The sequence below is a fragment of the Erythrobacter westpacificensis genome (assembly GCF_039542285.1).
Lineage (GTDB): Bacteria > Pseudomonadota > Alphaproteobacteria > Sphingomonadales > Sphingomonadaceae > Alteraurantiacibacter > Alteraurantiacibacter westpacificensis.
Genome location: NZ_BAABHV010000010.1, coordinates 387,568 through 407,198, shown reverse-complemented (window position 1 = coordinate 407,198; position 19,631 = coordinate 387,568). Strand labels below are relative to the sequence as shown.

Genomic DNA, 19,631 nt, shown 5'->3' with positions numbered 1-19,631 from the left:
GTATGGACTCGTCGATTATACCAGCACGTCTTCTATGCCGGGCACGGTGATCGTGCGTTCGCCGCCGAAGTCCTCGTGCACCGAGATCAGCCCGGTCTTTTCGAGATGTTCGAGCAGGCGGCGGATGCGGCCGGGCGAGGCGGTGCCGTAGACGCGGGCGAGGTGATCCTCGTCGGGCGTGCCCGATCCGCGCGCGGCGGACACCACGATGGCGAGGTATGGTGCCAGCACATCGTCTGCCACGCCTTCCGCCATCGCTTCCACCCGTGCACGCTGGCTCTCCTCCAGCAGGCCGACCCCGGCGCTGGCGAAAGCGAACAGGCGGCGGAAGGTGGGCATGTCGATATGTGCGCTGGCCACGCCCTGCTGGCGGCAGCGGGTGGCAAAGTCGCGGAACAGCGTGCTGGCTGGACGGAAGGTCGCGCCGTCCTCCGCCGCCATTTCGGCGAGCACCGAATCGACATCGCCCGTCGCTACATCGTGCGACAGCGACTCCTGCGGTTCGGCGCGAGAGGCCATGCTCTGCGCCAGTTCCTCCACCGGCGGCGGCGCGGGCGGTGGAGGGGGAGGGGGCTGGTGCACCTTTTCCGCCGCTTCCTCCGCCAGGTCGGCATGCAGCAGTTCGCCCATCGAGGCAGCGTCCGCCTGCGGCAGCGGGGTGAGCGCGCTGGCGGCGTTCTTCCCGCCCGTCTTCACCTCGCCGATGTGCACGGCCACCGGGCGGCGGCTGACCGCCGGGCCGAGGCCGAGGAAATGCCCGCGCTGCAGATCGCGGATACGCTCCGCCTGCTTGCGGTCCATGCCCAAAAGGTCCGCCGCGCGCTGCATGTCGATATCGAGGAAAGTGCGGCCCATGAGGAAGTTCGACGCCTCTGCCGCCACATTCTTCGCCAGCTTCGCCAGCCGCTGCGTGGCAACGATGCCCGCGAGGCCGCGCTTGCGCCCCCGGCACATCAGGTTCGTCATGGCGGACAGCGTCATGCGGCGGGTGTCTTCCGCCATCTCTCCGGCGGCGGCAGGGGCGAACATCTGCGCCTCGTCCACCACCACCAGCGCGGGGAACCAGTGTTCGCGCGGGGCATCGAAAAGCGCGGTGAGGAACTGCGCGGCGCAGCGGATCTGCTGTTCCACTTCCAGATCTTCCAGCGCCAGCACGACGGAGGCGCGGTGCTGCCGGATGCGACCAGCCAGCGCTTCGATCTCGCGCGGGGAATAGCTCGCGCCTTCCACCACCACGTGATCGAAATGGTCGGCGAGGCTCACGAAATCGCCCTCGGAATCGATGATGACCTGCTGCACGAGGCCCGCGCTCTGTTCCAGCAGGCGGCGCAGAAGGTGCGACTTGCCGCTGCCCGAATTGCCCTGCACCAGCAGGCGCGTGGCGAGCAGTTCCTCCACGTCCACCAGCACCGGGGTGCCGTGCGCGTCCTTTCCGATCTCGATGTCCGTATTCACGAGCGAAGTCCCATTGGCCCGAGGGTAGGGAGCCGATACGATTCGGACTAGGCGGCAAAAGGCATTTATCCAGCGATTGTTAGCCGCTAGCGTCATTGGCCAGAGGAAGAGGGGACCGAGTTCATGCGCGTAAGTGTTCTTGCAGGTGTCGGCCTTGCCGCCGTTGTTGCTGCCTTTGTCGCCACCGGGCCTGCCGCGTCGCAGGATGGCGCGGGCAGCGCACAGCGATGCGATCGTTTCGCTGGCGAGGTGGCGCGCCTCGATAACGTGAGCGAAGCCAGCGCCACGTTCGAGGAAGCGGGCATGATGCCCGGCCAGTTCGGTCAGCCCGGCATGATGCTGCCCGCCCACTGCAAGGTCAGCGGCGTGATCGACCGGCGGCAGGGTGTCGGCGGCGTCGAATTCGGCATCGGCTTCGAACTCCGCCTGCCGGCAGAATGGAACGGACGCTTCCTGTTGCAGGGCGGTGGAGGGTTGAACGGCAGCGTGAACCCCGCTGTCGGCCCCGTAGCAGCCGCGCGCACGCCTGCGCTTTCGAGGGGCTTTGCCGTTGCGAGCCACGACAGCGGGCACAAGGGGCCCGTGTTCGACGACAGCTTCTATGCCGATCAGCGCGCGGCACTAGATTTCGCCGAGGCTGCGGTGCCGCAGGTGACGCACGTGGCCCGCGAGCTGACGGCGATGTTCTACAACGAAGCGCCGCACCATTCCTACATGACCGGCTGCTCCACCGGCGGGCGCGAGGGGATGCTGGCGAGCCAGCGCTATCCCGAACTGTTCGACGGCATCGTGATCGGCGCGCCTGCCATGCGGCCCGGCCATTCGAACCTGGCGATGGAGCACGCGCAGGTGCTGCTGAACGCCACGCTTCCTGCCGGAGCCGAGGAACCGGCGGGCTTCACCCCCGCCGAACTGGCGCTGGTGGAGAGCGAACTGGTGCGCCAGTGCGATGCCCGCGACGGGGCGGCGGACGGTATCATCGCCAATGTCGAGGCGTGCCGCGCTTTCGATCCCACCGTCCTGCAATGCGAAGCCGGAGAGAGCGATGGCTGCATTGCGCCCGATCGCCTCGACGCGATGCAGCGCGGCATGGCCTCTCCGCAACTGGCCGACGGGCGCGATACCTACGTGCCTTATCCGTGGGACACCGGCATTACCTACGCCGGGCCGGGCCTTCCGGGGTTCCTGCCACGCGGACAGGGCGGCCCGCTCGGTCCGGCGAGCACGGCGCGCGACATCGATATCGATGGACGGATGCACGAGGTCCGCTGGGATGCGGTCGGGCGGCTGACCGACACCGCCTACTGGACGAACCTTTCGACCTATCTCGGGCGCGGGTCCAAGCTGATGTTCTTCCACGGCGTGTCCGACCCGTGGTTTTCCGCCTTCGACACCTGGGACTATTACCAGCGCGCCCGCGCGGCGAACGGGGCAGAGGCGTGGGACGATGCCGCGCGCTTCTACATGGTGCCGGGGATGATGCACTGCTCCGGCGGCAACGCCTTCAGCAATTTCGACCTGCTCGGCCCGATGGTGGACTGGGTGGAAGGCGGCGAGGCGCCCGGCGCTGTCACCGCCACCCGCGCCGACAGCGATGCGCAGATGCCGCTGTGCCCGCACCCGTCCTATGCGCACTATACCGGTGGCGGCGAGGGTGTGGCCAGCAGCTACGAATGCCGGATGCCGCAGGAAAGTTGACGAAGCGGGGGTTGCAATCACCTGCGGGGGTGGCCAAGTCTTTTGCGAATAGATCGCAATAAGGAACCAGCATGGCCTCCAGACCCGCCCCCCGCACCATGACCGTCACCGCCACGCGCAAGGTAACGCCCTCGATGCTGCGCGTGACTCTGGGCGGGGAGGGGATGGCGGACTATCCCGAAGGTCAGCAGGGCGGATACGTGAAGCTGCGCCTCGATCCGCTGCCGGGCAAGGACAAGCCGGTGGTGCGGACCTACACCATCCGCGCCCAGCGCGATGGCGAGATCGACGTTGATTTCGTGCTCCACGAAACGCCCGACGGAAGCCACGGCCCAGCCACCGACTGGGCGCTGGCGGCCGGGCCCGGAACGGTGATCGACCTCGGCGGCCCCGGCCCGGCCAAGCCCCTTCCGGAGGACCGCGACTTCTACCTGATTGCTGGCGACATGACCGCGCTTCCCGCGATATCGGTCAACCTCGAGGCGCTGCCGCGCGATGCGAAAGGCGTGGCACTGCTGGAAGTGCAGGACGAGGCGGACAGGCAGGATATCGATGCGCCCGAGGGCGTGGAGATCCGCTGGCTGGTCAGTCCGCAGCCCGGCACCCGGCCCGACCTGCTGGCCGACGCGCTGCGCGAGGTGCCGTGGCCGCAAGGCGAGGTCTATGCCTGGGCGGCCTGCGAGTTCTCTTCGATGAAGCAGCTACGCGCCTACCTTCGCGGCGAACACGGGCTGGGGCCGGACAGCCTCTATATCTCCAGCTACTGGAAAAGCGGGCTGACCGAGGAAGACCACAAGATCGCCAAGCGCGAGGACGCCGAAGCGGCCTAGGCTACGCCGCTACCGTCTCCCGCTTGTAGACCCAGTAGTTCTGGCCCCAGCGCTCCTCCAGTTCGGCGAGGCATTCGCGGTGGATTTCGCGCACGCGCTCGGGCGTCATGTATTCCGCCTTGTCGATCTCCTCGATCTTCAGGGTCGACTTGTCTTCATATAGGTGCTCGCCTTTCAGCAGCGCGTTATCGTCGTAGGGCCAGATGAAGGCCTGGCGGCTGGAGACGAGATAGAGCCCGTCTGCCTTTTCCGCCTTCACGCCGATCTTCGCCAGTTCCTCTCCGGTGCTCATCTGGTGGAACCACATCTCGTCGGCGATGCCCCAGTCGGCCACGGCCACCTTGTCGCCGCTGTTCCACAGCACGATGTCGCCGATGGCGGAGTAGAAATCGAACACGCCCTGCTTGCCGTGAACCTGCGTGGGATTATCACCCCAGCACACGTGATAGACGGGGTCGTCCGCCATCATGTCGGGCGCGGTGATCTCCTCGAACATGGCCGCGCCTTCCAGGTGAACATGGCGGCAATAATTCTTCAGGATCGCCTTGTGCAGCGGATTATCGAGGCTGTCGTGCAGGGCGATGGATGGGTCCATGCAGGCATAGACTTCGCGTTCGTACTTGCTGGGCATTTTTCTGTCTCTCTCCCGTTCTTGCGGGAAGAATGCCACTTGTGCGGACGAAATCAACGGCTGCGTGGCCGGCCTAGCAATCCTCGCCCGCCGCGATCAGCCTGCCGCGCAGCCCTTGCAGCGTGGTGTTCTGGATTTCGATGCCGGGGTGGGCGTTCACCTCGATCACCATAGGCCCCTCGTTGACGTCGTGCACGATATCCACCCCGCAATAGCCCAGCCCCACGGCGGGGCCGGAGTGGGCGGCGATATCGAGCACGTCCTTCCAGTGCGGGATCTTGAAACCGATCAGCTGCTGGCCGGTGTCGGGATGATGGGTGATGACCTTCTTGCCCTGCTTGGCGCGGAAGATCACGCCTGTCTCCAGGTTCACGCCCGCGCCGATGCCGCCTTGGTGCAGGTTCGCCTTGCCGTCCGATTCGTTGGTGGGGAAGCGCGCCATCGCCATCAGCGGGAACGTGCCGCGGCAGATCACGCGCACGTCGGGCAGGCCGTCGTCCACGAGGAAGGCGAAGGCCGGGTCGGCGCGGATCAGCGGTTCGATCAGCGCGGCATCGTCCGACGCCGCATCGCCCGAAAACTGCCCGTCCACGATGCGGCGAACGTGGTTCTGCACGTCGTCGGGCGTGATCGGCTTGCCCGATCCCTTCAGCCAGTTGCGGCCTTCCTTGCGCACCGCCAGCAGGATGCCGTCGCCCTGCGATCCGCGCGCGGGCTTGATTGCCCAGGCATCGGGCAGGATTTTCTCCGGATCGAAGCTGCTAAGCTGACCATAGCCGGAGACCACGGCTATGGTGCCGGAGGTTTTGACGCCGTGCTCCACCAGCGCCACCTCGGCCGCCACCTTGTCGCGCGCCCGCTCGATCGCGTGGCGCGGATTGTACTTGGCGATGATCGCGTTGCGCAGATTGATGCCCAATATCTCGTCCACCACCAGAGTCGAGGAAGCCGAGGAGGGCAGGCTCGAAGAGTCGTCCGATCTCGTGGCGTCGGGCGAAGAGAGCGGCGATGCTGCCGCCATCATCGCGTCTGCCGGCGGATCGGTCATAGGGCGGGAGCGGCGCGTCAGCAGGTTCATCGGGTTGAACATCTGGCAATCCTGGCTGTGTGGCGGAAATTTCGGCGCGGACGCGGTCCCAGTCGAACGCTGTCAGGCGACCGGGGGGCAATTCTGCGGGTTCATCCGTGCTATCGTTTGCGGCAATGCCGCCGTCGTGGTGACGCGGCTCCGGCGTTGCCACGCGAGCAGCGGCCACATCCGGCAATTCCGGCGCAGGCGGCTTCGCCTGCATCCGCGGAGGCGCGGCGCGCCTGTCGATCTCCGGCGGGTTTGCGCGCCTGTCGGTCAGCGACCTGACGACGAGGGGACGCCCCGGTGGGGGCGGCCGGGACGGGAAGACCGAGAGTTGGACCTCCATCTCCTTCTCATCCTCGTCGTGCGGCTTGTCGATTTCGGCGCGGGCGGCGAGGATCTGTTCCACTTCCTCGACCGGGGCGGGCGCCACATCCTTGCCCATGCGCTTCATCCAGCCTTCGTACCAGATGGGGAAGAACCGCCCGATCTCGGTCATGCGCAGGCCGCGATACCGGCCCAGGATCGTGATGGCGATGGCAGCAAAACCCGGCAGCAGCAGCGGGGAGACCTCGATCAGGCGCAGCGCGATCTCGCTCACCATCACGAACTGGATCACCAGCGCCAGCATCATGGTGTTGAAAGCGATGTGCGCGGCTTCGAAATAGCCGTCCTTCTCCCACTGGCGCCACCAGCGTTCCACCACCAGCGCGGTGACGACCACGGGCATGGCGTCCACCTGCAGGTTGGTGTCGAGAATGCCCTGGAGCGCGGCCAGGACGAACACCACCAGCGAGATCAGCACGCCGAGAAAGCCCACGCGGGTCATCCGCAGTTTCAGCAGTGACGGGGCCACCGCCATGCCGATGGCGACCGCGGTGCACAGCACGATGGGGCCGAACACCGGGCCGATTTGCAGAAAGGCGAGGGCGATCAGCATGGGCGTGAACAGGCCGAACGCCTTCATCCCGATGAAACTGCGCGCCAGCTCCACCAGGAAGCTGCCGATGGGAAGTACCATCAGCAGGTTCGAGGGTTTAAGGCCCCAGATCGCCTGCGACACGGCGATGCCGCCCAGCGCCGATGGCATGGACAGCGGGTTGCGCGTGTTGCTGATGCCCCAGAGCGCAAGCGCGCCCAGCACGGCGAACACCGCCATGCCGATATAGGCGGGGCGGCGCACCTGCGGCGTAGCGCGCTCCCACGCCCGGCTGAGGAATGCGATCTTGCTAGAAAACATAACCGATGGACAGGCTCAGCCGGTATCCCTCACGCTCGCGGAGGGGATCGTTGGAGGTGCTGACGATGTATTTCGCCTCCGCCTCGATCCGCCAGTCGCCCGGCCACCACAGGAATTCGACCTCCGGCACGAACTGCGTGTCGTCGCGCGGGGTGCCGCCGGGGGTCATGCGGCCCTCGAACTCGGTATGCCGCACTTCGATTGCCGGGCGCACGCGCAGGTCGTCCGTGATCGGGTGGGTGTAGGACAGCGACGCGGATTCGCGGGTGTAGGCTCGGTCCGGGTTGTCGGAATCGATTTCCTCGGCGCGCAGGTCCACGTTCACGTAGTGATAGCGGCCGATACGGTGGCGATATTCGACATCGACGCGCAGGCCCTCGCCTTCGGACGCGGTGCCGCCGGGGCCGGCGGTGTCGGCATATTCGCGGTCCCGCCAGGTGACGGTGGCGCGCACGCGGTGCTCGAGGACGGGCTGGTATTCGATGCGGACGGAGACCTGGACCTCGTCGGTGTCGGGGCTTTCCACGGTAACGAGGTCATCGTAGACGCGGCCCTGCAGGCGCACGGCCCAGTCCTCGCCGAACTCCTGTTCGACCGAGGCTGTGAACCGGTCGCGGTCGTAACGCTCGCGGCCCGTGGCATTGCCGAAGCGTTCCACCTGGATGCGGTCTGCCTCCAGGCGGAAAGTGGTGCGCTCGTCCTTCAGTTCCACGCCCACCTGTCCGCGCAGGTAGCCGCCGTCGCCGACGATGATGAGCTCGTCCTCGCGGTCGCTGCTTTCGGAGGTGACGACGCCCGCCTCGACACGGGCGAAGGGATCGAGTTCCCAGCCATCGTCGTCCTGCGCGGCGGAGGGCACGGAAAGGCCCGCCCCCAGCATGGCGAAAGCGACGGCGGCGAGGCGCAACACGGCGCAAAAAGACGATTTCCCCTGCATGGGAGGGGAATTACGCAGGCAATGGTTTAGACTTTGCTAACCCTAACGCGAAAGGTTTTGATCGGTACGTTGGCGCACTTCCGAGACGTAAAACCAGATCGGTTACTTATCCTGAGGGAGGCAATCAGATCGGGTTGCCATCCCGGTCGCGGAAGATCTCGCGTCGGCCCACGTGGTTGGCGGGGCCGACCAGTCCTTCGCCTTCCATCCGCTCGATCCACTTGGCGGCGGTGTTGTAGCCGACGCCCATCTGGCGTTGCAGCCAGGAGCCGGACGCCTTCTGGTTCTCGATCACGATCTGGCACGCCTGGCGATACTTGCGCTCTTCGGGGTTGTCGCTGGCGGTGAATTCGTCCTCGAAGTTGAAGCCGCCGTCTTCCGGCTCCTCGGTAACCGAATCGACGTAGGCCGGTTCGCCCTGCGCACGCCAGTGATCGGCCACCTTCTCCACTTCCTCGTCGGACACGAAGGGGCCGTGCACGCGCTTTATCGCGCCGGTGTTCGGCTTGTAGAGCATGTCGCCCTTGCCCAGCAGCTGCTCCGCGCCCTGTTCGCCCAGGATCGTGCGGCTGTCGATGCGGCTGGTGACGTTGAAGCTGATACGGGTGGGAAGGTTCGCCTTGATGACGCCGGTAATCACGTCGACCGAGGGGCGCTGCGTCGCCATGATGAGGTGGATGCCCGCCGCGCGCGATTTCTGCGAAAGGCGCTGGATCAGCACTTCGATCTCCTTGCCGACCACCACCATGAGATCGGCCAGCTCGTCGACGATCAGCACGATCTGCGGCAACACTTCGTAATCGAGTTCGGCCTCTTCCACGATGGCCTCGCCGGTTTCGGGGTCGTACCCGGTCTGCACGGTGCGCTTCAGCGGTTTGCCCTTGGCGGCGGCAGCGGCGACGCGTTCGTTGAAGCCGTGGAGGTTGCGTGCGCCGATCTCGCTCATCATCCGGTAACGCTTCTCCATCTCCTCCACCGCCCACTTGAGGCTGCGGACAGACTTGTGCGGCTCCGTCACCACGGGCGCGAGGAGGTGGGGAATGTCGTCGTAGCTCTTGAGCTCCAGCACCTTGGGATCGATCAAGATCAGGCGGCACTCGGCAGGCGTGAACTTGTAGAGCAGGCTCAGCAGGATGGCGTTGAGACCCACCGACTTGCCCGAGCCGGTGGTGCCGGCCACCAGCAGGTGCGGCATGGCGGCAAGGTCCGCGACGATGGGATCGCCGGAAATGCCCTTGCCCAGGATGATCGGCAGGTTGCCCTTGGCATCGACGAAAGACTCGCTTTCGCACAGTTCCTTGAAGCTGACGGTCTGGCGGTTGGCATTGGGCAGTTCGATGCCCATGACGGTCTTGCCCGGAATCGGCGCGACACGGGCGCTGATCGCGCTCATGTTGCGGGCGATGTCTTCGGCGAGGCCGACGACGCGGCTGGCCTTGATGCCGGGCGCGGGCTCCAGTTCGTACATGGTGACGACCGGGCCGGTCTTCACTGCAGTGATCTCGCCCTTGACGTTGAAATCGTCGAGCACGGTTTCCAATAGGCGGGCGTTGCGTTCCAGCGCCAGCTTGTCGACCGGCGGGGCGTTGTCGATCGCCGCGTCTTCCAGCAGGTCGATGCTGGGCAGGGCGTAGTCGGCGAACATGTCGGGCTGCTGCGTTTTCGTGGATGGCTTGGCCCGGCGCGGCGGCGCGGCGGGATCGGCGATCTCGACCGGGCGGCGCTCCACCGCAGGGGCGGAATCGGTATCGTCGTCGGCCTCAGGCCGGGCTTTCGCACGCCGAGACTTTTGCCGTTTTGGTTCGTCAGGCTTGAACGGATTGTCCGATCTGGAGAGGCGCGGGAGGAAGCGGCCCCAGTCCGGCATGGTCAGCAGTCCGGCCCAGTCCACCGCGAACACGCGGCCCGCCAGCAGCGCACCCCCGCCAAGGCAGGCAAGCCCGCCTGCGAGGATGCCCCAGAACCGCCCGCCTTCAGGCAGCAATCCCGCCAGAGCTTCCAGCGCGCTTTCGCCCAGCAGCCCGGCAAGCCCGCCGAACCCGGCAGGCCAGCTGTGCTGGCGTGCGTCCGTCACCAGCGAGAATGCCGTGGCGAGCAGCACCATGGCCACCAGCAGCACGCCCACGGTGCGCCACCACGTACCGCCCCAGCGTTCGTCCTCGTCGGCATCACGCCACAGCTTGCGCGCAAAGGCATAGGTGAGCGGCAGGAGCAGCACGGAGACCCAGCCGAAAGCCGTCAGCGCCAGGTCGGCGGCGAATGCGCCGGGCGCGCCCATCCAGTTCTCGATGGTGTCGCCCGCGGCGGTGGAAAGCGAGGGATCGGTCTGGCTGTAACTGACCAGCGATATGGCGAGGAACGCCGTGAAGGCGAACAGCACCACCGCGCCCGTCAGTTGCGCGCTGCGCGCCAGCGACCGGCGGAAAGCGGCGCGCCAGTCTGCATTCGGTTTGGCGGCCCTGCTGGCCATGGTCGATCCCCTAATGATGCGTCCCGGTCGGCAGAATCCCATAGCGGGACTCCGGGGTCAAATTGTTTGTCTCATGAACCCGCGTCCGCGGGTTCGTCCTCCCGGCTGTTCCCTCCGCTTCGCTGCGGGGCCGGTCCGGGCGGGCGTTCGCCCTTGCGGCCCTCTGGGCCGTTTACGAGAGGCCGTCTATGGCTGCCCAGCTCGGCCAGTTGAGATGGCGCGCTCTTTCGCGGGTCATTCCGCCCAGCGCGATGACGGGCATCTGCGCATGGCTTGCGAGCGTGCGAAACCTTGCCGGGCCCAGCACCTTGCCGCCGGGGTGGGAGCGGGTGGGGAAGACCGGCGAGAGCATGATCGCGTCTGCACCGATGCGGTTGGCCTGTGCCATCTCGCGCATGTCGTGGACCGTGGCGATGGTGATCATGTCTGCCCGCGCCGGATAGATCGACAGCGGCGCGCCGTAGACGCCGTGGGCGCCCCATTCGCGCGCGGTCAGGGTGCTGTCGGACAAGATAATGAGGTGGCCCCTGCGCCGCGCAATGCGTGCCAGCGTCTCGAACCGGGCCAGCCGCTCCGCCGGAGGCAGGTGGTAGTGGCGGTAGACCAAACCCACCGGCTCCCTGAATTCGCCCAGCCGCGCCTCCAGCACGGCATCGTTGCGCGCGTCCGAAAGCAGCCACAGGTTCGGCAGGGACTGGAAACCGTTCATCCCCGCGCTATAGCGCGCCTATGAGCAAAAGCGCCACAGAACGCCTGGCAGAAGTGCAGGCCAAGATCGACAAGACCTGCGCCATCGCCCGACGCAAGCCCGAGGAAGTGACGCTGGTCGCCGTCAGCAAGACGCACTCCGCCGACGCGATCCGCCCGCTGCTGGAAGCGGGCCAGCGCGTGTTCGGCGAGAACCGCGTGCAGGAAGCGCAGGAGAAGTGGCCCGCCCTGCGCGAGGACTATCCGGACGTCCAGCTCCACCTCGTCGGGCAATTGCAATCCAACAAGGCCGAGGACGCCGTCGCCCTGTTCGATTGCATCCACTCGCTCGATCGGCCCAGCCTGGTGAAAGCGCTTGCCAAGGCCTTCGACAAGACCGGCAGGCGCGTACCGTGTTTCGTGCAGGTGGATATCGGCGAGGAGGAGCAGAAGGGCGGCTGCGCCATCGCCGATCTGCCCGCCCTGCTGGAGCAGGCGCGCGAAGCGGATATCCCGATTGCCGGCCTGATGTGCGTGCCGCCGCTCGGGATCGAACCCGCACCCTATTTCGCCCTGATGGCCAAGATTGCCGACGAACACGGCCTCGAAGGCCGATCGATGGGCATGAGCGGCGATTTCCCCACCGCCATCATGCTGGGCGCGACCCGCGTGCGCGTGGGCACGGCGCTGTTCGGCGAACGGGGCTGACCGCTCAACAGGAGTTGACGCAGGGGCCGTCGAAGCGGCAAGTCACACCTGTAACCAATCGAACCGGGACGCCCGCCATGATCATCCGCCTCGCCACCGCAGCCAGTCTGTCGCTCGCCGCTGTCGTTTCCGGTCCCGCCCTTGCGCAGGCCGACGATCCCTACGCCGATTGCGCGGCCACGACGGACGACGCCGCGCGCCTTGCCTGTTTCGATGCGACCTACGCCGAGCAGCGCGAGGTGATCGCCGCGCGCGCGGCGGCAGAGGCCGAAGCGGCGGCCCGCGCGGAGGAGCGCGAGCGCGAGGAATTCGGCCTCAACGCCTTCCAGCGCGATGATCGCCGCGAGGAAGTGGCTGAAAGCGATCCCGTGCAGGCCGAGGAACTGGCGCGGATCGAGGAAGAGGAACGGCGCGAGGAAGAACGCGAGGTCAATTCCGCCGTGGTCGAGGTGTTCCAGGATGCAGCCCGCAGGCAGGTCGTGCTGCTGGCGAACGGGCAGATCTGGCGCGAGACGTCCAATTCCAACATGCGCCGTGACGTGCGACCGGGGTGGGAAGCCAACATCAGCCGCAGCGGCCTGGGTGGTTTCCGCATGACCTTTGAAGGGCAGCGCGGCTATATCGGCGTATCGCGCCTGCAGTAAGGCGGGCGATCAGGCGGCTTCCGCCGTTTCCGGCTCGCCCGCGGCGATCGCGTCGAGAAGGGCGCGCTTGACCTTTTCCAGCCGTTCCTCGTTGACGATCTTCCCGCCCAGCAGGTCGGTCACGTAGAAAGTGTCCACCGCGCGCTCCCCGTACTGGGTGATGTGCGCGGAATTGATGATCAGGCTGGCTTCGAACATGGCGCGGGTCAGGCGGTTGAGCAACGCGGGCCGATCCGTCGCGTTCACCTCGATCACGGTAAAGCGGTTCGAGGCATCGTTATCGAACAACACCTGCGGAGCGACGCGGAAATTCTCCGCCCGGCTCTGCTTCAGCGGACGCTTGGCAAGGCGCGGCACCATGTCGATCTTGTTCGCCAGCGCGTCCTCGATGGCCTTCTTGAGCCGGACCAGTTGCTGTTCTTCGCTGAACGGCTTGCCCAGCGGATCCAGTACGAGGAAATTGTCGACCGCCTTGCCCACTCGGTTCGTGTGGATGCGCGCGTCGATGATGTTGCCGCCAGCCAGGTGGATGGCACCCGCGATGCGGAAGAACAGGCCTGGGTGATCCTCCCCTATGACGGTCACCAGCGTCGCACCCAGCGCCTCGTAGAACTGTGCATGGATGGAAAGGGCGTGCTCGGCATCGCGCGCGGCCTCGTAATGCGGCAGGTTGATAGCGATCACGTCCTCGGGTTCGGCGATCCAGTAGGCATCGTCGAAGCGGTTATCGAGCGCTTCGACGAGGTAGCCCTTGTCGCCAAGCATTTCGGCAACGGCTTCCTTCTTGGCGTTCACACGCTCCTCGCGCCCGTGCGCCTTGTGGCCCAGGCGCAGTCGTTCGACGCTGCTTTCGTAGAGGTCGCCGATCAACTGTCGTTTCCAGCTGTTCCAGATGCCCGGTCCCACGGCGCGGATATCGACGATGGTCAGCACGGTCAGCAGCCGCAGCCGTTCCAAGTTCTGCACCTCGGCCACGAAATCGCCGATGGTCTTGGGATCGGAAAGGTCGCGCTTGAAGGCGGTTGCGCTCATCAGCAGGTGATAGCGCACCAGCCAGGCGACCAGTTCGGTCTCTTCCGCGTCCAGCCCGAAGCGCGGGCAGACCTTGCGCGCCACGTCGGCGCCCAGCACCGAATGATCGCCGCCGCGGCCCTTGGCGATATCGTGCAGCAGCACCGAGACGTAGAGCGCCCGCCGGTTCTTGATAAGCGGCACCATCTCGGTGGCGAGCGGATGGTCGTCCTTCAGCTTGCCGCGCTCGATCTCCCTGAGCAGGCCGATGGCGCGGATGGTATGCTCGTCCACCGTGTAGTGGTGGTACATGTCGAACTGCATCTGCGCGTTGACCTTGCCGAAATCGGGCACGAAGCGGCCGAACACGCCCGCCTCGTTCAACCAGCGCAGCACGGTTTCGGGGTCGCGGTGGCCGCTCAGGATTTCGAGGAACAGCTCGTTCGCGCGCTTGTCCCTGCGCACCTTGGCGTCGATCAGGCCGGAATCGCGCCGGGCGATGCGGATGGTGGCCGGGTGGACTTCCAGCCCCTCGCGCTCGGCAATGGCGAACACTTCCAGCAGGCGCACCGGGTCCTGTTCGAACCAGTCGTCCGACGGGGCGGCGATCTTGCCGACTTGCACCGGATAGCCATCGATCGTCTTCGCCGGTTTCAGTGCGGAGAAGAACTCGCTGATGATGCTGCGTTCCTGCGTCTCTTCCTCGATATGGGAAAGGAACACGCCGGTCAGGTGGCCCACGTGCTTCACCTGCAGGAAGTAGAATTGCATGAAGCGTTCGACCGCGCTCTTGCCGGGGCGGTCTGCGTAATTCATCCGCGCCGCGACTTCGCGTTGCAGGTCGAAGGTCAGCCGGTCCTCGCCGCGTTTCGCAATGGTGTGCAGGTGGGCGCGCACGGCCAGCAGGAAACCCTCCGCGCGGCGGAAGCTGCGATATTCCTTCTGCGTGAAGAGGCCCTTGTCCACCAGCTCGCGCGCGCTTTTTACGCGGTGGGTGTACTTGCCGATCCAGTAGAGCGTTTGCAGGTCGCGCAGGCCGCCCTTGCCGTCCTTCACATTGGGTTCGACGACGTAGCGGCTGTCGCCCATGCGCTTGTGCCGGGCATCGCGCTCGGCCAGTTTCTCGGACACGAACTGGGCTTCGGTGCCGGGCACCACTTCGGCCCAGAAGCGGCGGCTGGCGGCCTCGTAAACGTCCTGGTCGCCCCACAGGAAACGGCCTTCCAGCAAGGCTGTGCGGATGGTCAGGTCTTCCTTGGCCATGCGCACGACCTCGTTCAGCGAACGGCTGGAATGGCCGACCGTCAGGCTGAGATCCCACAGGTAATAGAGGATCGCCTCGATCACCTGCTCGCACCACGATGTCGGCTTGTCCGGCGTGACGAAGGCGATGTCGACATCGGAATGGGGGCACATCTCGCCGCGCCCGTAACCGCCCACGGCAATCAGCGCGAGCCGCTCCCCACTGGAACGGTTGGCGACCGGGTAGACGTCGTCGATCACGTGATCGTGCACGATGCGTATGAGCTGGTCGGTCAGGAAGGCATGGCCGTAGGCGCTTTCGTGGCCCGAACCCGGCTTTTCCTCCAGCCTGCGCGCCAGTTCGGCGCGGCCAGCGTCCAGCGCAGCGCGCAATTCGTCGACAATCGCCTGACGTCCTTCGGTCACGCCCTTCTCGGCCACGACCTCATCGATCGCGGCGACGAGTTTGCGCCGATCGAGCACGGCGCGCTGCCTGGGAATACTGGGAAGGCTCACATGGGCCGAGATAGGCGCAGGCGCGGTTCATTGCAAAGGGGCTTTGATGCGGGAAGGGGTTTCAAGCCACAGCGCCCTGTGCCAAAGCGCGGGCATTGCCACGAGAGGCGCATCGCCTCCTCAGTCTCAAGGGAAACAGCGTGATCGTAGATGTTCTGGCAGCAGCGGGCGGCGAAGTCACCCGGTGGAGCGACCTGGGGCTGCGCACCGGTATCGACCTCGGCTTCTTCGAGCTGAAATACTATTCGCTCGCCTACCTTGCGGGCATCATCCTTGGCTACTGGCACTTGTCCAAGATGGTGAAGGCGCCCGGCGCGCCGATGGCGCAGGTGCACGTGGACGACCTGTTCTTCTACTGCACGCTGGGCATCATCATCGGTGGACGGCTGGGCTACGTCACCTTCTACGAACCCGGCCACTGGACCGATTTTTCCGGCGACGGCTTCGTCAGCTGGAAAGTGCTGCGCCTGTGGGACGGCGGCATGAGCTTCCACGGCGGCCTGGTGGGCGTGGTGGCGGCGATTGCCTATGTCAGCTGGCGCGGCGGCCTGCCGTTCATCCGGGTGGCGGACTATATTTCCGTGAACGTGGGCTTCGGCATGATGTTCGGCCGCCTGGCCAATTTCATCAACGGTGAGCTGTGGGGACGCCCCGCCGGCGAAGGCGTGCCCTGGGCGATGACCTTTTGTGACCGCGGGCGCGGCCCTTCGGGCGAGTGCCTGTCGAGCTTCATCCCCCGCCACCCCAGCCAGCTTTACCAGGCGCTTGGCGAAGGGCTGATCGTGGTGGTCATCATGCTTTGCCTGTTCTGGCTCACCCGCGCGCGCTATCGCCCGGCGATGCTTGTGGGCGTGTTCACGACCGTGATCTCGATCGCCCGCTTCGTGGTGGAATTCTACCGCGAGCCCGATGCGCAGTTGCAGGAATTCGCGGCAGAGACGGGGCTGTCGATGGGCCAGTGGCTCACCATCCCGCTGATCCTCGTCGGGATCGGGCTGGTGGTGTGGTCGCTCACCCGCGCCCCGCTGGCGAGCGGAGGCAGGAAACAGGCGGAGGCCTCTTGAACGACCTGCGTGACGAGGACGCCAGGCGCGACCTTGGCGATACTTTCCGCCGCCTGATATCCGCCACCGGGCCGATCAGCCTGATGCATTTCATGGCCGAATCGAACATGCGCTATTACGCCGAGAAGCGCGTGATCGGGCCCGGAAGTGGTGGGGGCGGAAGCGCGGGCGGCGACTTCATCACGGCGCCCGAGATCAGCCAGATGTTCGGCGAACTGGTGGGCCTGTGGCTGGCGGACATGTGGGTCCGCGCCGGGCGCAAGGAGCCTGTGCATTACGTCGAGCTGGGACCGGGCCGGGGCACGCTGGCCCGCGATGCGCAGCGCGCGATGAAACACCACGGCCTGACGCCGAAGATGCACCTCGTGGAGACTTCGGCCCGGATGCGCGATGCGCAACTGGCCAGCGTGCCCGACGCGATCCAGCACCGAGACCTGTCGACCGTGCCGATGGAGGGGACGATCCTGCTGGTCGCCAACGAGTTTCTCGATGCCCTGCCGGTACGCCAGCTGGTGAAGACCGTGGACGGCTGGCGCGAGATCATGGTGGGCGTGGACGGGCTGGGGAAGTTCGTCGAAACACCCGGCCGCCAGCCGATGGATTCCGCCGTGCCCGAAGCGCGGCGCGACGATCCCCCCGGCACCGTGATAGAGACCTCGCCTGCCAGCGCCACGGTGATGTTCGAAGTGGCAGGCCGCCTCGCCCGCCAGGGCGGTGCCGCGCTGTTCATCGACTATGGCTATACCCACGGTCGCAGCGGCTCGACCCTGCAGGCGCTGAAGGACCACCGGAAGATCGGCGTGTTCGATGCGCCGGGCGATGCGGACATCACCGCCCATGTCGATTTCGCGCAGATGGCGCAGGTCGCCCGTTCCCGCGAGGCGCGCGTCCTGGGCACGGTGACGCAGGGTGAGTGGCTGACGCGGCTGGGCATCAACCAGCGGGCGGAGGCGCTGGCGAACGTCGCCCCGCAGCATCGTGACGCCCTGATGCGCGCGCGAGACCGGCTGGTGAAGCCGGACCAGATGGGCGACCTGTTCAAGGTGATGGGCCTTGCCGGACCCGACTGGCCGGACGGTGCGGGATTTGCGGAGGGCTAAGGGGCTATCTGCTCCAGCAGCCACTGTGCGGCGCGTTCGGGCGGCCACTTGTCGTCTTGCCGGTCCACCGCGTAATTTGCCTGCCGCATCGTCGCCACGTCCACCGCGCCCAGCAGCGGCCGGAGCGCTTCTGCCAGCGCCGCATCGTCGGCCATGCGCGGGGAGGCAAGGACGATGGCATCGTAGCTGGGCAGCGCCTCGCGCGGGTCTTCCAACACCACGAGGTTCTCCGCCGCGATGCGCCCGTCAGAGGTGTAGGCGCTGATGACGTCGGCCTCGCCGGAAATCAGCGCGTTGTACATGAAGGTGGGCGAATAGGTGCGCTGCTCGCCGAAGCGCAGGCCATAGGCATCGCGCACGGCCGCCCATTCCGGCCGTTCGAACCATTCGGGATCGCCGCCGATGGTCAGCTGCGGGGCGACGGCGGCAAGATCGGCGATGGTCTCAAGGCCATACCGCTCCGCCGTTTCCTGCGTCACCGCGAGGCCATAGGCGTTCTCGAACCCCAGCCGCCCCAGTACGGCGACGCCCGTATTCTCCCGCTCCCAATCGACGATTTCATCGTACATCGCATCGCGGCCCGGATTGTCGGACCGGCCAAGCTCGTTCGCCCAGAGGGTGCCGGTATAGTCCACCGACACGTCGATCGCGCTGCTGGCAACGGCGTTGTGCACCACGGCGGAGCCAAGCCCCTCGCGGTATTCGACGGCGAAGCCCGCATCTTCCAGCAGCGTGCCGATGGCGCGGCCAAGGATGTATTGCTCGGAAAAGCTCTTGGCCCCGATCACCACGGTCTCGCGCACCTCGCCGCGCCAGTCGACCAGCGACACCGCCGCGCCCGCGATGCCCGCCAGCGCCAGCAATGCGCCGATAATGACGAGCGCCGGGCGACGTTTCGCAAAGCCGCGCTCGACAAGGCCGAACAGCGCGTCCGCCACCAGCGCCAGCCCCGCGCTGGCGAAGCACCCGGCCAGCACCAGCACCCAGTTCTGCGTTTGCAGCCCGGCAAAGATCGGATCGCCCAGGCTGCGCTGGCCGATGGTGGTGGCAAGCGTCGCCGCGCCGATGGTCCACACGCTGGCGGTGCGAATGCCCGCCATCACGTAGGGTGCGGCAAGCGGCGCCTCGACCAGCCGCAGCTTCTGCCAGCCGGTCATGCCAAGGCCCTCGGCTGCCTCGATCAGCTCGTCGTCGAGATTGGCGAGCGCGGTGACGGCATTTCGCAGGATCGGCAGCAAGGCGTAAAGCGCCAGCGCCAGCCACGCGGGCAGGAAGCCCAGCGTCGGCAAGTCCTCGCCGAATATGCTGCGCGCGGCGAGCAGGATGGGGAAGAACAGCGCCAGCAAGGCGAGCGCGGGAATGGTCTGCACGAGGCTGGCGAATCCCAGCGCCACGCGCGCCACCGGCGGCGAGCGGCTGGCCCAGACGGCGAGCGGCAGCGCCACGGCAATTCCCAGCGCCACGGCGGCGGCGCACAGCAGGACGTGCTCCGCCAGTTGCGGGCCGAGGTCCAGGATCGCATCGAGGAGCGCGCTCACTCGCCGATGCCTTCAGAGGTTTTGGCCAGTTGCCGCGCCTGCGCCCGCGGCACGTCCACCAGCGCCTGCGCAATGTCGCCGCCAGCGCCTGCAAGCAGGGCTGCGGGCGTCTCGTCCGCCACGATCCGGCCTGAATCCATCACGAGCACGCGGGTAGCGAGCAGCAGGGCCTCGGCCATGTCGTGCGTTACCATGACGGTTGTGAGATCCAGCTCGTCGTGCAGACGGCGCACGCGTTCGCCAAGCTGGCCGCGCGTGATCGGGTCAAGCGCGCCGAACGGTTCGTCCATCAGCAACAGGTGCGATTCGCCTGCCAGCGCCCGCGCCACGCCTACGCGCTGGCGCTGGCCGCCCGAAAGTTTGGCAGGCAGGCGCGTGGCCATCGTGGGGTCCAGCTCGACGAGGTCCAGCAGTTCGGCAATGCGCGCCTCGGACAGGCGTTCGCCTTCCAGCCGCGGGGTGAGCGCAATGTTTTCGGCGACGCTCATGTGCGGGAACAGGCCGATTCCCTGGAACACGTATCCGATGCGGCGGCGAAGGGGCGCAGGCGGGCCTGCCAGTACGTCTTCCCCGTCCAGCAGCACGCGGCCGCTGGTCGGCTCCACCAGCCGGTTGATGCATTTCAGGAGCGTGGACTTGCCCGATCCGGATGCGCCCACCAGCGCCACGAATTCCCCGCGCGCGATATCGAGAGAGACGTCGCGCACCGCGTGAACATCATCGTATAGTTTGCCCACGGCGTCGAAACGCAGGAAAGCGGGCGGGGCGGGGTCCATTCAGGCGCCCAT

The 19,631-nt window shown here is 66.5% G+C and carries 16 protein-coding genes; 6 read left to right on the top strand and 10 right to left on the bottom strand.

Annotation, left to right across the window (positions count from 1 at the left end):
* Positions 1 to 15: 15 nt before the first annotated feature.
* Positions 16 to 1,455, bottom strand: a complete 1,440-nt coding sequence (locus ABFX23_RS09935) for a helicase HerA domain-containing protein (RefSeq protein ID WP_346032906.1) — start codon at positions 1,453 to 1,455, stop codon at positions 16 to 18.
* A gap of 123 nt (positions 1,456 to 1,578) precedes the next feature.
* Here ABFX23_RS09935 and ABFX23_RS09930 point away from each other — a divergent pair, with 123 nt between their 5' ends.
* Together ABFX23_RS09930 and ABFX23_RS09925 are read left to right on the top strand one after the other, a co-directional pair.
* Positions 1,579 to 3,153 carry a tannase/feruloyl esterase family alpha/beta hydrolase gene (locus ABFX23_RS09930; protein ID WP_346032905.1) on the top strand — a complete coding sequence of 525 codons (1,575 nt, stop codon included), beginning with the start codon at positions 1,579 to 1,581 and terminating at the stop codon, positions 3,151 to 3,153.
* 71 nt (positions 3,154 to 3,224) lie between these two features.
* Positions 3,225 to 3,983, top strand: a complete 759-nt coding sequence (locus ABFX23_RS09925) for a siderophore-interacting protein (protein WP_346032904.1) — start codon at positions 3,225 to 3,227, stop codon at positions 3,981 to 3,983.
* Between the two features lies 1 nt (position 3,984).
* Here the strand turns inward: ABFX23_RS09925 and ABFX23_RS09920 are convergent, their stop codons facing one another.
* The 6 genes from ABFX23_RS09920 to ABFX23_RS09895 all read right to left on the bottom strand — a co-directional run bounded on the left by ABFX23_RS09920 (position 3,985) and on the right by ABFX23_RS09895 (position 11,042).
* Positions 3,985 to 4,614, bottom strand: a complete 630-nt coding sequence (locus tag ABFX23_RS09920; RefSeq protein ID WP_346032903.1) for a hypothetical protein — start codon at positions 4,612 to 4,614, stop codon at positions 3,985 to 3,987.
* Between the two features lie 73 nt (positions 4,615 to 4,687).
* Entirely contained in the window at positions 4,688 to 5,458 is a 771-nt protein-coding gene (locus ABFX23_RS09915) for a sugar-transfer associated ATP-grasp domain-containing protein (protein ID WP_346033044.1), read from the bottom strand.
* Complete coding sequence (locus tag ABFX23_RS09910) at positions 5,376 to 6,926, bottom strand: 7TM domain-containing protein (protein ID WP_346032902.1); 1,551 nt, start codon at positions 6,924 to 6,926, stop codon at positions 5,376 to 5,378. Before ABFX23_RS09910 ends, ABFX23_RS09915 begins: the two co-directional genes overlap by 83 nt.
* Positions 6,916 to 7,836: a BamA/TamA family outer membrane protein gene (locus ABFX23_RS09905; protein ID WP_346032901.1), complete on the bottom strand. Its 921-nt coding sequence runs from the start codon at positions 7,834 to 7,836 to the stop codon at positions 6,916 to 6,918. Before ABFX23_RS09905 ends, ABFX23_RS09910 begins: the two co-directional genes overlap by 11 nt.
* Positions 7,837 to 7,987: 151 nt before the next feature.
* Positions 7,988 to 10,333 carry an FtsK/SpoIIIE family DNA translocase gene (locus ABFX23_RS09900; protein ID WP_346032900.1) on the bottom strand — a complete coding sequence of 782 codons (2,346 nt, stop codon included), beginning with the start codon at positions 10,331 to 10,333 and terminating at the stop codon, positions 7,988 to 7,990.
* 172 nt (positions 10,334 to 10,505) lie between these two features.
* Positions 10,506 to 11,042: a thiamine phosphate synthase gene (locus tag ABFX23_RS09895; RefSeq protein ID WP_346032899.1), complete on the bottom strand. Its 537-nt coding sequence runs from the start codon at positions 11,040 to 11,042 to the stop codon at positions 10,506 to 10,508.
* A 20-nt stretch (positions 11,043 to 11,062) separates the two neighbouring features.
* Here ABFX23_RS09895 and ABFX23_RS09890 point away from each other — a divergent pair, with 20 nt between their 5' ends.
* Positions 11,063 to 11,728, top strand: a complete 666-nt coding sequence (locus tag ABFX23_RS09890; RefSeq protein WP_346032898.1) for a YggS family pyridoxal phosphate-dependent enzyme — start codon at positions 11,063 to 11,065, stop codon at positions 11,726 to 11,728.
* Positions 11,729 to 11,805: 77 nt separating this feature from the next.
* Positions 11,806 to 12,372 carry a hypothetical protein gene (locus ABFX23_RS09885; protein ID WP_346032897.1) on the top strand — a complete coding sequence of 189 codons (567 nt, stop codon included), beginning with the start codon at positions 11,806 to 11,808 and terminating at the stop codon, positions 12,370 to 12,372.
* A 9-nt stretch (positions 12,373 to 12,381) separates the two neighbouring features.
* Here ABFX23_RS09885 and ABFX23_RS09880 read toward each other — a convergent pair whose 3' ends face one another.
* Positions 12,382 to 15,141: a [protein-PII] uridylyltransferase gene (locus tag ABFX23_RS09880; protein ID WP_346032896.1), complete on the bottom strand. Its 2,760-nt coding sequence runs from the start codon at positions 15,139 to 15,141 to the stop codon at positions 12,382 to 12,384.
* A 143-nt stretch (positions 15,142 to 15,284) separates the two neighbouring features.
* Here ABFX23_RS09880 and lgt point away from each other — a divergent pair, with 143 nt between their 5' ends.
* Positions 15,285 to 16,205 (top strand): prolipoprotein diacylglyceryl transferase, encoded by a 921-nt coding sequence (gene lgt / locus ABFX23_RS09875; protein WP_346033043.1) that lies wholly within the window; start codon positions 15,285 to 15,287, stop codon positions 16,203 to 16,205.
* The gene (locus ABFX23_RS09870) at positions 16,202 to 17,305 is read left to right on the top strand and encodes a class I SAM-dependent methyltransferase (RefSeq protein ID WP_346032895.1); all 1,104 of its coding nucleotides are present in this window, start codon (positions 16,202 to 16,204) and stop codon (positions 17,303 to 17,305) included. Before lgt ends, ABFX23_RS09870 begins: the two co-directional genes overlap by 4 nt.
* Here the strand turns inward: ABFX23_RS09870 and ABFX23_RS09865 are convergent.
* Together ABFX23_RS09865 and ABFX23_RS09860 are read right to left on the bottom strand one after the other, a co-directional pair.
* Positions 17,302 to 18,843, bottom strand: a complete 1,542-nt coding sequence (locus ABFX23_RS09865; RefSeq protein WP_346032894.1) for an ABC transporter permease/substrate-binding protein — start codon at positions 18,841 to 18,843, stop codon at positions 17,302 to 17,304. The genes ABFX23_RS09870 and ABFX23_RS09865 overlap by 4 nt on opposite strands.
* Positions 18,840 to 19,619, bottom strand: a complete 780-nt coding sequence (locus ABFX23_RS09860; protein ID WP_346032893.1) for an ATP-binding cassette domain-containing protein — start codon at positions 19,617 to 19,619, stop codon at positions 18,840 to 18,842. The genes ABFX23_RS09865 and ABFX23_RS09860 overlap by 4 nt, the downstream gene beginning before the upstream one ends.
* Positions 19,620 to 19,631 lie beyond the last annotated feature (12 nt).